12 protein-coding genes are annotated in these 13451 nt (G+C 70.6%); 5 read left to right on the top strand and 7 right to left on the bottom strand.

Annotation, left to right across the window (positions count from 1 at the left end):
• Positions 1–9: 9 nt before the first annotated feature.
• The 4 genes from ACY34M_RS22235 to ACY34M_RS22250 are packed head-to-tail and all read right to left on the bottom strand — an operon-like array spanning position 10 to position 5219.
• A complete protein-coding gene (locus ACY34M_RS22235; RefSeq protein ID WP_462719761.1) occupies positions 10–912 on the bottom strand; it encodes a carbohydrate ABC transporter permease in 903 nt (300 codons plus the stop codon).
• The gene (locus tag ACY34M_RS22240) at positions 909–1895 is read right to left on the bottom strand and encodes a carbohydrate ABC transporter permease (RefSeq protein WP_462719762.1); all 987 of its coding nucleotides are present in this window, start codon (positions 1893–1895) and stop codon (positions 909–911) included. The genes ACY34M_RS22235 and ACY34M_RS22240 overlap by 4 nt, the downstream gene beginning before the upstream one ends.
• Positions 1892–3223, bottom strand: a complete 1332-nt coding sequence (locus ACY34M_RS22245; RefSeq protein WP_462719763.1) for an ABC transporter substrate-binding protein — start codon at positions 3221–3223, stop codon at positions 1892–1894. The genes ACY34M_RS22240 and ACY34M_RS22245 overlap by 4 nt, the downstream gene beginning before the upstream one ends.
• Positions 3224–3245: 22 nt before the next feature.
• The gene (locus tag ACY34M_RS22250) at positions 3246–5219 is read right to left on the bottom strand and encodes a beta-galactosidase (protein WP_462719764.1); all 1974 of its coding nucleotides are present in this window, start codon (positions 5217–5219) and stop codon (positions 3246–3248) included.
• Between the two features lie 133 nt (positions 5220–5352).
• On the opposite strand from ACY34M_RS22250, the gene ACY34M_RS22255 reads away from it, so the two are divergent.
• A complete protein-coding gene (locus ACY34M_RS22255; RefSeq protein ID WP_462719765.1) occupies positions 5353–6120 on the top strand; it encodes an SDR family NAD(P)-dependent oxidoreductase in 768 nt (255 codons plus the stop codon).
• Positions 6121–6202: 82 nt separating this feature from the next.
• Positions 6203–6940, top strand: coding sequence for a FadR/GntR family transcriptional regulator (locus tag ACY34M_RS22260; RefSeq protein ID WP_462719766.1), 738 nt, complete (start codon positions 6203–6205; stop codon positions 6938–6940).
• A gap of 206 nt (positions 6941–7146) precedes the next feature.
• Here the strand turns inward: ACY34M_RS22260 and kdgD are convergent, their stop codons facing one another.
• On the bottom strand, positions 7147–8064 hold the full coding sequence (gene kdgD, locus ACY34M_RS22265) for a 5-dehydro-4-deoxyglucarate dehydratase (protein WP_462719767.1): 918 nt from the start codon (positions 8062–8064) through the stop codon (positions 7147–7149).
• Between the two features lie 217 nt (positions 8065–8281).
• On the bottom strand, positions 8282–9451 hold the full coding sequence (locus ACY34M_RS22270) for an L-talarate/galactarate dehydratase (RefSeq protein ID WP_462719768.1): 1170 nt from the start codon (positions 9449–9451) through the stop codon (positions 8282–8284).
• 118 nt (positions 9452–9569) lie between these two features.
• Here ACY34M_RS22270 and ACY34M_RS22275 point away from each other — a divergent pair, with 118 nt between their 5' ends.
• The 3 genes from ACY34M_RS22275 (at position 9570) to ACY34M_RS22285 (ending at position 12341) form a co-directional block, all read left to right on the top strand.
• Positions 9570–10445 (top strand): LysR family transcriptional regulator, encoded by an 876-nt coding sequence (locus ACY34M_RS22275; RefSeq protein WP_462719769.1) that lies wholly within the window; start codon positions 9570–9572, stop codon positions 10443–10445.
• A gap of 548 nt (positions 10446–10993) precedes the next feature.
• Complete coding sequence (locus ACY34M_RS22280; RefSeq protein ID WP_462719770.1) at positions 10994–11416, top strand: PPOX class F420-dependent oxidoreductase; 423 nt, start codon at positions 10994–10996, stop codon at positions 11414–11416.
• A gap of 73 nt (positions 11417–11489) precedes the next feature.
• Entirely contained in the window at positions 11490–12341 is an 852-nt protein-coding gene (locus tag ACY34M_RS22285) for an SAM-dependent methyltransferase (RefSeq protein WP_462719771.1), read from the top strand.
• Between the two features lie 13 nt (positions 12342–12354).
• Here ACY34M_RS22285 and ACY34M_RS22290 read toward each other — a convergent pair whose 3' ends face one another.
• Complete coding sequence (locus ACY34M_RS22290; protein ID WP_462719772.1) at positions 12355–13410, bottom strand: lipoate--protein ligase family protein; 1056 nt, start codon at positions 13408–13410, stop codon at positions 12355–12357.
• Positions 13411–13451: the final 41 nt, after the last annotated feature.

Consider the following 13451-nt stretch of genomic DNA (forward strand, 5'->3'; position numbering starts at 1 on the left):
ACGTGCTCCCTACTCCTTGACGCTGCCCTCGGTCAGACCCGTCCGCCAGAACCGCTGGAGGACGAGCATCGCGACGGCCAGCGGGATGACGGAGACGAACGATCCGCCGATGGTGTACTGCGTCAGCTCCGGCACCCGGTCGGCGGCCTGCTGCCAGGTGACCAGGCCGAGCGTGATCGGGTACTTCCGGTCGTCGGAGAGCATCACCAACGGCAGGAAGTAGTTGTTCCAGATGTGCACGAACTGGAAGAGGAAGACCGTGACCAGGGCCGGGGTCATGATGCGCAGCACGAGCGTCGCGAAGATCCGCTCCTCGCCCGCGCCGTCCACCCGCGCCGCCTCCAGGACGGAGTCGGGCACGGACGCCTCCGCGTAGATCCGGCACAGATAGACGCCGAAGGGCGACACGATGCTGGGGATCAGCACCGCCCAGTATGTGTCCGTCAGGTGCAGCTTGCTGAATAGCAGGTACAGCGGGAGCGCGAGGGCCGTCGACGGGAGCAGCACGCCCGCGAGGACGAACTTGAAGACCGCCTCGCGGCCCCGGAACCGGTACTTCGCGAGCGCGAAACCGGCCGCCGCCGAGAACAGCGTGGCGAGCACCGCGCCCACCCCCGCGTACAGCACGGAGTTCAGCGCCCACTGGAGATAGACGTGGCGGTCGTAGGAGAAGACGTTGCCCAGGTTGTGCCAGAGCTGCGGGGCGTCGAACCAGAAGCCGAACGAGCCGTAGAGGCTGTCGTTGTTCTTCGTCGCGGCGACGACCAGCCAGTACACGGGGACGAGGAAGTAGATCGCGGCGATCGCGAGAATCGCGACCAGGACGATCCGGCCCGGTGTGACGCGCTTCGGCGGGGCGGCCGGGGCCGCGGGCGTGGTGACGGGTGGGGCCTTGAGGTCGACGGCGCTCACCGCTCGCTCCTTTGCTTGCGGGTGACGAGGCTCAGGAAGCCGAAGGACAGGACCATCGCGACCACGGCGAGGATCACCGACTTGGCCGCCGCCACATAGATGTTGGCGTTGGAGAAGGCGTCGAAGTACGCGCTCAGGTTCGGCGTGTAGTCGGGGATGACGGCCGGCGCGATCTTCTTCAGGACCAGCGGCTCGGCGAACAGCTGCATCGTGCCGATGATGGAGAACACGCAGGTCAGGACGAGCGCCGGGCGGACGAGCGGGATCTTGACGCGCAGCGCGATCTGCCAGGGGCCCGCCCCGTCGATCCGCGCCGCCTCGTACAGCTCGTGCGGAATGGACTTCAGCTGGGCGACGATGATCAGCATGTTGTAGCCGGCGAACTCCCAGATCACGATGTTCGCCAGCGACCACAGCACGTTGTCGGGGCCGAGGAAGTCGGGCTGGAAGCCCAGGTCGCCGAGCATCTCGGTGATCGGGCTGAGGCCGGGGACGTACAGGAAGCCCCACAGGATCGTCGCGATGACGCCGGGGATGCCGTACGGGAGGAAGTACGTCGCCCGCATCAGACCCGCCCAGCGGTCCGAGATCTGGTCGAGCAGCAGCGCGAGGACGAGCGAGAGCAGCAGCATCACCGGGACCTGCACGATGCCGAAGAGCAGCACCCGGCCGAAGCCCTCCAGGAACGCCTCCTGCTGGAGCGCGAGCGCGTAGTTGTCGAGTCCGCCGAAGACGACCTTCGGGGCGCCGAGCCCGAGCGGTCCCGAGCGCTCGACCTTCAGCAGGCTCTGGTAGATCGCGTAGAACACCGGGATGATCATCGCGAACAGATAGACCGCGAGGAACGGGCCGAGGAACAGCCACGCCTTGCGGTCGGGCCTGGCCCGGCGGGTGCGCCCGCGGCCCGTGGCCTTCGGGGAGGCGGCCGGGCGCCCGGCGTCGCTCCCGCCGGGCCGCGCGGACTTCACGGATGATGTCGTCATCGTGCACTCCTCGCCTTGAGTCCCTTGGCCTTGAGGTCGTCGACGAACTTGCTCTGCGCGTCCTTCAGCGCGTCCACGAACGTGCCCTTGCCCGCGAGGGCGAGCGCCAGGCTGTCCTGGATGTGCGTGAAGGACTGCGTGGTGGTCGGCGCGTACCGCCAGGAGGTGTCGACATTGCGGTCGGAGGTCTGGAAGACCTCGTTGTAACGCTGGTTCCCGAAGAACGGGTCCGGCTTGCCGAGCGGTGTCCTCGGCAGGTCGATCTTCGCGGCGGGCCAGCCGTACCCGGCCTCGATGAGCAGCTTCATGCTGTCCGGGTCGGTGTTCAGCCAGTGCGCGAACCTTAGTGCCTCGACGGGGTGCTGGGATCCCTGGAGGATCGCGGTGGACGAGCCGCCCCAGTTGGACGAGGCGTGCGCGCCCGCCTCCCACTGCGGCAGTTCCGCCACCGCCCACTTGCCCTTGGTGCGCGGGGCGTTGCCGCGGATCAGCGCGTCGTACCACTGCGCGCCCGGCCAGGTCGCCAACTGCCCGGTCTGGAGCCCCTTGAAGAAGGCGCTCTGCGCGTCCTGTGTCTGGAGCAGGTAGCGGTCGCGGACCAGCCCGTCCCAGTAGTCGGCGACCTCAAGGGACTCCGGGGACGTCAGATCGACGATCCAGGTGTCGCCCTCGGTGCGCACCCAGTGGGCACCGCGCTGCCACGGGAAGGAGGCGAACCACTGGGCGTTCGACGGCGGGAAGGCCGTCAGGTACGAGCCGTGCTTCTTGGCCTTCTTCGCGACGGCGCGGTACTCGTCCCAGGTCCGCGGGACGTCGGCGTCCCACTTCTCCAGGAGGTCCTTGCGGTAGAAGAGGCCCATCGGTCCGGAGGCCTGCGGGATCGCGTACGTCCTGCCCGCGAAGACACCCTGCTTCCACTGCCAGTCGACGTACCTGTCCTTCAGCTTGTCCGCGCCGAACGCGCTGAGGTTCGTCAGGCCGCCCTCCAGCATGAACTCGGGCAGCGCGTAGTACTCGACCTGGGCGAGGTCCGGCGGATTGCCGGCCTTGATTGAGGCGTGCATCTTCTGGTAGCCGCCGGAGGTGTTGGCGGGCACCATCTGCGCGACCACCTGGATGTCCGGGTTGCGCTTGTTCCACAGCGCCACCGCCTTCTGCAGCGGCACCCACGTCCAGAGCCTGAGGGTGACCTTCTGCCCCGGCCCCCGGCCGTGGTCCTTCGACATGCGTGCGGCGCCGGCGGATTCGCCGCAGGCCGCGAGGGCGGGGGCCGCGGCCACGGCGGCGCCCCACGTCAGGAGCGTTCTCCGGTTGGGCGTGTGGGGCATCTGACCTCCTTGGAGCGGGGCTTCAGCCGAGTACGGCGACACCTCGGGCGGGCAGCGTGAGGTGGCTTGCGGGGGCCGGGTCGGCGGTGAGTCGGTCGCGCATCGGCGTGGGCAGGGAGACCTCCACCTCGGTCTCGCCGTGGTTGAGGAGGAACAGGAAGCGTTCGCCCGCGCCCTCGCGGACGGTGGCCTGCACCTGCGCGGGCAGGTTCGGCAGGACGGGCGTGACACCGGCCTGCGCGCGCACCCGGTCCAACAGGGCCCGCAGCGCGGCCGGTTCGAGACGGGTGCCCACGTACCAGGCGGTGCCTTCGCCGTACGTGTGCCGGGTGACGGCGGGGCGGCCCGCGAGCTCGCCGTCCTCGAAGACGGCGACCGCTTCGGCGCCCTCCAGGTCGACGGCCTCCGACCAGAGATCGGCCCGGCCGCTCAACTCCCCTCCGAGCGTTAGGTGCTGGTTCTCGTCCAGGGGCCAGAACTCTTCCGTACGGATGCCGAGCAGTCGCCTCAAGTGGGCCGGATAGCCGCCGAGTTCGACGCGGTCGCAGTCGTCGACGATGCCGGAGAAGAAGGACACCACGAGGTGCCCGCCGCGCTCGACGTACGCCGTGAGCCGCTCCGCGTTCTCCTGGCTGAGCAGATACAGGTTCGGCACGACGACGAGCCTGTACGGGGAGAGGTCGCGGTCCGGCGGCACGACGTCGCACGGCACACCCGCGTCGAACAGGGCGCGGTGGTGCGCGAGGTTGATCTCGGTCTGGTTCAGTGCCGTGGAGGGGTGCGAGTCCAGCTCCAGGGCCCACCAGCTGTTCCAGTCGGTGAGCAGCGCGGCGTCGGCGGTCGAGCGGGTCCCCGCGATCTCCGGGACGGATGCCAGCTCACGACCGAGGTCGGAGACCTCACGGAAGATCCGGGTGTCGGTCCCGGCGTGCGGAACCATCGCCGAGTGGTACTTCTCGGCGCCGCCGCGCGACTGCCGCCACTGGAAGTACAGGACCGCGTCGGCGCCCTGCGCGACGGCCTGCCAGCTCCACAGGCGCATCCGGCCGGGCTGCTTCGGACTGTTGCGTGCACGCCAGTTGACCGCGCTGGGCGCCTGCTCCAGGAGCAGCCACGGCTGTCCGCCGCGCGCCGAGCGCATGAGGTCGAAGTTGTAGGCGGCGGTCAGGTGCGGATCGTCCTCGTACGGGTCCTGGTAGTGGTCGAGCGCCATGACGTCCATGTGCCGCGACCAGGCGAAGGCGTCGACCGGCTTGTGGTTCGGCATCAGGTTCGTGGTGACCGGCACGTCCGGCGTGACCCGACGGAGCACGGCCTCCTCGGCGAGGTAGCACTGGCGCAGCGCGTCGTCGCTGAAGCGCCAGTAGTCCAGCTGCTGCGCCGGGTTGGCGAAGGTGGGCGCGAGACGCGGTGGCAGGACCTCGGCGAAGTCGTCGTAGCGCTGCGACCAGAAGGCCGTGGACCAGGCGTCGTTGAGCGCGTCCACGGTTCCGTACCGCGCGCGCAGCCAGCGGCGGAAGTCGGCGGCGGACACGTCGCAGTGGCACTGGCGGGTGTGGCAGCCGTACTCGTTGCCGATGTGCCAGGTGTCCAGGGCCGGGTGGTCGGCGTAGCGCGTCGCGAGCCGCTCGACGAGGCGGGTCGCGTGCTCCCGGTAGACCGGGCTGGACGGGCAGTAGTGCTGGCGGCCGCCGGGCCACTTGCGCCGGCCGTCCTCGGTCTCCGGGAGGACCTCGGGGTGCAGGTGCGACAGCCACGGCGGCGGCGACGCGGTCATGGTCGCCAGGCAGACCCGGATCCCCGCCTCTGCGAGGTGGTCCATGACGCGGTCGAACCAGCCGAAGTCGTATGCGCCGGGGCGGGGTTCGACCGTGGCCCAGGAGAAGATCCCGGCCGTGACCATGGTGACCCCGGCCTCCTTCATCAGCCGGGTGTCCTCGGACCAGACCTCCTCGGGCCACTGCTCGGGGTTGTAGTCGGCGCCGAAGTGGAGCATCGCACCTCACTCGTTCCGTTGAGCCGTGCTCGGTCCTGTTCAATCCATTAATTAGGAATTAACGTGGCGGAATATATGAGCGAGGGTGGAGGGGGTCAACCCCTGCGCGCAGCACAACAGTTGGAGGCAGCCCATGACAGCCGTCCGTGCCACCGACCGCTTCGCCGGGCGCACCGCCGTCGTGACCGGCGCCGCCGCCGGCATCGGCGCCGCCACCGCGCGGCGGCTCGCCGAGGAGGGCGCCGCCGTCGTCCTCGCCGATATCGACGAGCGGCACGGACCCGAGGTCGCCGAGGAGATCCGGCGGGACGGCGGCCGCGCCGCGTTCGTGCGCGCCGACGTCGCCCGCGAGGACGCCTGGCGCGAGGTGCGGAGCGCCGCGCACACCTTCGGCCCCGTCGGGGTGCTGGTCAGCAACGCCGTGAAGATCGAGGTGGCCCCCGCGCACGAGACCTCGCCCGAGTCCTGGAACCGGCAGCTGTCCATCGGTCTCACCGCGGCCTTCCTCGGCGTGCGGACCTGCCTCGACGACCTGCGCGCACAGGACGGCGCGGTCGTCCTCGTCTCCTCCGTCCACGCGCGCCACGGCTTCCCCGGCCACCCGGCGTACGCCGCGGCGAAGGGCGGCCTCCTGTCGCTGAGCAGCCAACTCGCCGTGGAGTACGGGCCGTCGGTGCGGGTCAACGCCGTCCTGCCGGGGCCGATCCTGACTCAGGTGTGGGACCGGGTGCCCGAGGACGAGCGGGCGGCCAGCGTCGCCGAGACCGCGGCCCGCCGCTTCGGCAGGCCCGACGAGGTGGCGTCCGCGATCGCGTTCCTCGCGTCGCCCGAGGCCTCGTACGTGACCGGCACCAGCTTGGTCGTCGACGGCGGCTGGAGCGTGCAGAAGGCGTCGGCGTGAACGTGCGCAGGACGCGAGGTGAACTCCCGCCGCCCCGGACATACTTGGCGGGCCGATACGTCGAGAGAACAGCAGGTAGGACATGGCGGGGTACGCGCGCCGCGGAGTGCACGGGCAGACCGTGGAGACCATCGCGCACCGGGTGCTGAGCGGCCGGATCGGCGAGGGGGCGACCCTCGACCTCGGCGCGCTGCAGGACGAACTCGGCGTCAGCCTCACCGCGTTGCGTGAGTCCCTGAAGGTGCTCGCCGCGAAGGGCATGGTCGACGCCCGGCAGAAGCGCGGCACGTTCGTGCGGCCCCGCGCGGACTGGCATCTGCTCGACGCGGACGTGCTGCGCTGGCAGTTCGAGTCGATGGACGAGGGCCCGGCGGCCGGTGCGGGCAATCCACTGCTCGGCGACCTGGACGAGGTGCGGGCCATCGTCGAACCGGCCGCGGTACGGCTCGCCGCGCGCCGCCGCACGGAGGTCGACCTGGCCGCGCTCGACGCGGCGCTGGAGGCGATGGGGGAGGAGGGCGACGGCGGCTCCGCCCACGCGGTCGAGGCCGATCTCGCCTTCCACGGCGCCCTGTTGCGGGCCTCCCACAACGAGCTGCTCGCACGGATGGATCCGGTGATCGCCGCGGGGCTCGGCCACCGGGACCGCCTCGTGCACGGCACGGGCCGCCACCCGAAGGACCCGGTCCCCAGCCACCGCGCCGTCCTCGACGCGGTTCGGGCGGGTGATCCGGATGCCGCCGAGTCTGCGATGCGGACTCTTCTTGACCAGGCGGCGCGGGACCTGGGGCGGATCCGTGGGGGCGGTGACCGTCGCTGAACGCCACGGGGCTCCGCCCCGGACCCCGCGCCTCAATCGCCGGCGGGGCTGGAAAGATCGGGGATCCGCCCTGGGCTCCGCGCCTCAATCGCCGGCGGGGCTGGAAAGATCGGGGATCCGCCCTGGGCTCCGCGCCTCAATCGCCGGCGGGGCTGGAAAGATCGGGGCTCTGCCCCGGACCCCGCTGCTCAAGCGCCGCAGGGGCTTTATTTGCCTGCGCCGATCAGTGTGGTCAGCTCCGCGAGTTCGGCCTCGGAGAGGTCCGTGAGCGGTGGGCGGACGGGACCCGCGGGGTGGCCCGTCGCGGTCATGCCCGCCTTGACGATGCTGACCGCGTACCCGGCCTTCCGGTTGCGGATCTCCGTGTACGGGAGCACGAAGTCGCGCAGGTGCTTGAGCACGGTGGCGTGGTCCCGGCCGCGTACGGCGGCGTAGAAGTCGAGGGCGAACTCCGGCAGGAAGTTGAAGATCGCCGACGAGTAGGTGGTGACGCCGAGTTCGAGGTACGGCAGCGCGTACGTCTCGGCCGTGGGCAGTCCGCCGATGTAGGTCAGGCGGTCGCCGAGGCGGGTGTAGATGCGGGTCATCGCGTCGATGTCGCCGACACCGTCCTTGTAGCCGATCAGGTTCGGGCAGGACTCGGCGACGCGGGCCAGGGTGTCGGCGCTGTACTTGGCGTTGGCCCGGCCGTAGACGATGACACCGAGGGACGTGGCCCCGCAGACGGCCTCGATGTGCTCGGCGAGACCGTCCTGCGCGGCCTCCGTGAGATACGGCGGGAAGAGCAGCAGGCCGTCGGCGCCCGCGCGTTCGGCCGCCTGCGCGTACTCGATCGCGGTCCGCGTCCCGTAGCCGGCCGGGGCGAGGATCGGCGTGCCCGCGGGCGCCGCCCGCACGGCCGAGGTCACCACCTGCTCCGTCTCGGCGGCGGTCAGCGAGAAGAACTCCCCGGTGCCGCCCGCGGCGAACAGTCCGCCGACCTCGTACTCCGCCAGGCGCTCGATGGTGGCGCGGTAGGCGGCCTCGTCGAACGCGAGGTCGTCGGCCGTGAAGTGGGTGACGGGGAAGGAGAGCAGGCCCGAGCCGATGCGCTGGCCGAGCTCGGACGGGGTGAACGAGGACATGGGTGGTCTGCTCCTGCCGGGTGGTGAGGACGGTGAAGGGAGGGTGTGAGTGCGACATTACGAGGCGTCACTCATGCGCGTCCAACACTGTTTTTGCATTCAGTGATACCTGACGGGTATCGAATGTCGAAAAGGTCCGTGCATGGCTCTGGCGCGGGCCCCGCGCTGTCCGTCAGCGGGGCCCGCGCCAGAGAGCGTGGGGAAGAGGGGGAGCGGGTTACGGGCGCTTGCCCACCTCGTGCGTGGCGACCGTCCACGCGCGGGCCTGCTCGGTGAGCGTGATGCCGAGGCCCGGGCGGGAGGACACGTGCATCCGGCCGTCGCGGGTCTCGAGGCGCTCGTTGAACAGCGGCTCCAGCCAGTCGAAGTGCTCCACCCACGGCTCGATCGGGTAGGCCGCCGCGAGGTGGAGGTGGATCTCCATCGCGAAGTGCGGGGCCAACTGCAGGTTGTGGTGCTCGGCGAGCGTGGCCAGCTTCAGGAACTGGGTGATGCCGCCGATGCGCGGGGCGTCGGGCTGGATGATGTCGCAGGCGTTCGCCTTGATCAGTTCGACGTGCTCGGCGACCGAGGCCAGCATCTCGCCGGTGGCGACCGGGGTGTCGAGCGAGGCGGCGAGCGCGGCGTGGCCCTGCGCGTCGTAGGCGTCGAGCGGCTCCTCGATCCAGACGAGGTCGAACTCCTCCATGGCCCGGCCCATGCGCTGGGCGGTCGGCCGGTCCCACTGCTGGTTGGCGTCGACCATCAACGGCACGTCGTCGCCGATGTGTTCGCGTACGGCCTTCAGGCGGGCGAGGTCGGCCTTGCGGTCCGGGTTGCCGACCTTGATCTTGATGCCGCCGATGCCGTTCGAGAGGGAGGCGGAGGCGTTCTCGAGGACCTGCTCGGTCGGCGTGTGCAGGAAGCCGCCCGAGGTGTTGTAGGTCTGCACCGAGTCGCGGTGGGCGCCGAGCAGCTTGGCGAGCGGCAGCCCGGCCCGCTTGGCCTTGAGGTCCCACAGGGCGATGTCGAGGGCGGCGATGGCCTGCGTGGACACGCCGCTGCGGCCGACCGAGGCGCCGGCCCACACCAGCTTCGTCCAGAGGCGGCCGATGTCGCTGGGGTCCTCGCCGACGAGGTTGTCCGCGATCTCCTTGGCGTGCGCGAACTGGGCGGGGCCGCCGGCCCGCTTCGAGTACGAGAAGCCGATGCCGGAGTGGCCCTCGACGGTCTCGATCTCCGCGAACAGGAACGCGACCTCGGTCATCGGCTTCTGCCGGCCGGTCAGCACCTTGGCGTCGCTGATGGGCGTCGCGAGCGGCAGCGTGACGGAGGAGAGCTTGATCCAGGCGATGGTGTCGAGGGTCGCCCCGCCCTGCTGGGAGGCGACTGAACTGGCTGTGGACATGCTGGTCACCACTGCGAATCCCTGGGGGTGTGAGCCGTTGGTTCCTGTTGACGCTAAGGTCGGCGATTAATCCACGTCAAACATAGTTTTTGGATGATCCAATACCTGGAGGGCATCGTTGTTCACGCTTGCGCAGCTGGCGAGCTTCGTGGCCGTCGCGGAGGAGCTGCACTTCACGCGGGCGGCCGAACGGCTGCGGATGACGCAGCCCCCGCTCAGTCGCCAGATCCAGCTCCTTGAGCACGAGTTGGACGTGCAGCTGCTCGACCGCACCAATCGCACCGTGCGGCTCACGCCTGCGGGCCGTGCCTTCCTGAACGAGGCGCGCACCATCCTGCGCCAGGCCGAGGCCGCCGCGCTCGCCGCGCGGCAGGTGTCCACGGGGGAGGCCGGGGCGATCGCCGTCGGCTTCACCGCCGCGGCGGCGTACTCCGCGCTCGGTCCGCTGCTCGACGTCGCCCGGACCGGGATGCCCGGTACGGAGATCGTGCTCCGCGAGAAGGTGACCCGTGACCAGCTGGAAGCCATCACCGAGGGCTCGCTCGACCTCGGCATGATCCGTCCCTCCAGCACGGGGCCCGACCTGGAGACCCGGCCGACCACCCGTGAGGGGCTGCTCGCCGCCGTGCCGATCGGGCATCCGCTCGCGGAGGGGGAGGGGGCGCTGCCGATGAGCGAGTTCGACGGGCAGGACGTGCTCATGTACTCGCCGATCGAGGCGCGGTACTTCCACGAGCTGCTGGTCAGTGTCTTTCGTGAGGCGCGGGTGCGGCCGCGGTTCACGCAGTACCTCAGTCAGGTGCACAGTCTGCTGGCGATGGTCCATGCGGGGTGGGGGATCGCCTTCGTGCCCGAGTCGGGGGCGCAGATGCGGTTTCCCGGCATCGCGTTCCGTCCGCTTGAGCTTTCCGACGCGACGCCGGTCGAGCTCCATCTGGTCTGGCGCAAGGCCAATGACAACCCGGCGCTCCACGCGCTGCTGCGCCTGCTGTAACCCGTCTCTGTTCCGGTCGACCGCCCCCACGCCACGGGGCTCCGCCCCGGACCCCGCGCCTCAATCGCCGGCGGGGCTGGAAGGATCAGGGTTCTGCCCCGTGCCCCGCTGCTGCATCGTCGGCGGGGGTTGGAAGGATCGGGGCTCTGCCCCGGACCCCGCGCCTCAATCGCCGGCGGGGCTGGAAGGGTCGGAGCTTCGCCCCGGACCCCGCTGCTGAACCGGCGGCGGGGTTGGAAGGATCGGGGTTCTGCCCCGGACCCCGCGCCTCAAGCGTCGGCGGGGCTGGAAGTTCGGGGTTCTGCCCCGTGTCCCGCTGCTGAGTCGCCTGCGGGGCTGGAAGGATCGGGGCTCCGCTCCGGGCCCTGCGTCTCAAGCGTCGGCGGGGCTGGAAAGGTCGGGGCTCTGCCCCGGGCCCCGATGCTCAAGCGCCGCAGGGGCTTGGGTTACCGGCGTCGCAGGCGCTCAAAGCGGTCCCGCGAAGTGCCGCCGGTGGCGTGCGTCACTAGGGTCGACGGCGTACCCCCCCGACGCATCAAGGAGGAACCGTGTCCAAGCCCCCGCTGTCCGCCCCGGCCGTCGCCATGCTGGAGCGTGCGAACCCGGCCACCGTCGCCACCCTCCGCTCCGACGGCTCCCCCGTCTCCGCGGCGACCTGGTACCTCTGGGAAGACGGCCGAGTGCTGCTCAACATGGACGAGGGGCGGGTCCGCCTGAAGCACCTGCGCCGCGACCCCCGCCTCACCCTCACCGTCCTCGACAAGGACAGCTGGTACACCCACATCACCCTGATCGGCCGGGTGATCGAGCTCCGCGACGACAAGGGCCTCGCGGACATCGACCGGATCTCCACCCACTACACGGGCGGCTCCTACCCGGAGCGCGAGCGCGCCCGCGTGACCGCCGTGATGGAGATCGAGCGCTGGCACGGCTGGGGCGAATTCCGCGACAGCGACCAGGCGACGGTGTAGGGAGCGGCCGGCCCCGAGGGCCGACACGAAATCGCTGGTCGCGTAGGGGTGCGGAGCCTAGGATCGCCCCACTGTGTTCGAAGAACTCTCGACGATCAACGCCCGCCCCGCCGTCTACTCGGCCGTCACCACCCCGGACCTGTGGACCGACCCCCACATCTCCGAGCGGATGCTCGCCGCCCACCTCGATCCCCATGTCGACGCCTCCTCCTACCGGGCGGAGTACCTCGAACGGGTCGTGGCCTGGCTCGGCGACCGTTTCGACGTGGGCCCGGGCCTGCGCGTCGCCGACTTCGGCTGCGGCCCGGGCCTCTACACGACCCGCCTGGCGCGGACCGGGGCGAGCGTCACCGGCCTCGATCTGTCCACCCGCTCGCTCGCGCACGCGCAGGCGCTCGCCCGGGCGGAGGGCCTGTCCGTGCGCCATCTCCGCCAGGACTACCTCAGGTACGAGGAGGACGTGCGGTACGGCCTGATCGTCATGATCATGCGTGACTACTGCGCGCTGCCGCCCGAGGGACGGCGGACCCTGCTGCGCACCGTCCGCCGCCACCTCGACGACGGCGGCTCCTTCGTCTTCGACGTCGACTCCCGGGCGGCGTTCGCCGACGTGCGCGAACAGGCGTCCTACGCCCCGTCGCTCATGGACGGTTTCTGGTCACCGCGGCCCTACTTCGGCTTCCTCAACACGTACCGCTACGAGGCCGAGCACGTATCGCTGGACAAGTACGAGATCTACGAGGCCGACCGGCAGCGGACATTCCTCAACTGGGTCCGCTACTTCACCCCGGACGAACTGACCGCCGAGCTGAGGGACGCCGGATTCGACGACGTCGAGGTCCTCGGCGACCTCACCGGAGCGCCGTACGACGACGAGGCACCGCGGTTCGCCGCGATCGCGGGGGTCGCCGACCGAGAGGTCTGAGGGAGCACGGGCTCTACGGCACCCGCGCCGTCCACTCGTCCGTACCGAACTTGGTGCGGACGAGGTCCCGGGCGCGGGCCAGTTCCTCGGCGGTGACCTTGTCGTCCGTGAGGCCGTAGCGCGCGCGGAACGAGTCGATCATGCGCGTGATGACCTCCTCGCGCGGCAGGCCGGTCTGCCGGCGCAGCGGGTCGACGCGCTTCTTGGCGCTCTTCGTGCCCTTGTCGGACAGCTTCTCCTTGCCGATGCGCAGCACGTCGACCATCTTGTCGGCGTCGATGTCGTACGACATCGTCACGTGGTGCAGCACCGCGCCCTGCCCGGCCGCGACCCGCTTCTGCGCGGCGCCCGCGACCTTTCCGACGTCGGTGGCGATGTCGTTGAGCGGCTGGTACCAGGCCTTGATGCCCATGTCGGCGAGGGCGCCGAGCACCCAGTCGTCGAGGTAGGCGTAGGAGTCCTGGAAGGACAGGCCGGAGACCAGGGACTCGGGGACGGCGAGTGAGTACGTGATCGTGGACTTGGGCTCGGCGAACATCGCGCCGCCGCCGGAGACGCGGCGTACGACGGTCACGCCGTGCCGCTCGACGCCCTCGGGGTCCACCTCGTTGCGCAGCGACTGGAAGCTGCCGATGATCACCGCGGGCCGGTCCCACTCCCACACGCGCAGCGTCGGCGGCCGCTGCCCGAGCGCGACCTGCTCCACCATCACCTCGTCGAGCGCCATGTGCAGGACGGGGGACTGCGGTGCGTCGTGGATGAGCTGCCAGTCGTAGTCCCGCCAGTCCGTGGCCCGGGCGAGCGCCCGGCGGACGGCGGTGGCGACACCCTCGGTCGTCAGGCCGAGCATCACCGTGCCCGCGGGCAGCCCCGCGTCGATCCGGGCGGCGAGGGCCGCGGTGTCGGCGTCGGCGGGGGCGCCTTCGAGCGCGGCGTTGATGGCGAGGAGCGCCTCGTCCGGTTCGAGGAAGAAGTCGCCCGCGACCCGGACCTGGCGCAGCACACCGTCCGCCACGTCCACGTCGACGACGACGAGCTTGCCGCCGGGGATCTTGTACTCGCCGTGCACGGTGTGCCGCCTTCCACCAGGTTGTCCGTCCTCGCGGACAA

It is taken from the genome of Streptomyces sp. EDA2-14, assembly GCF_054963755.1.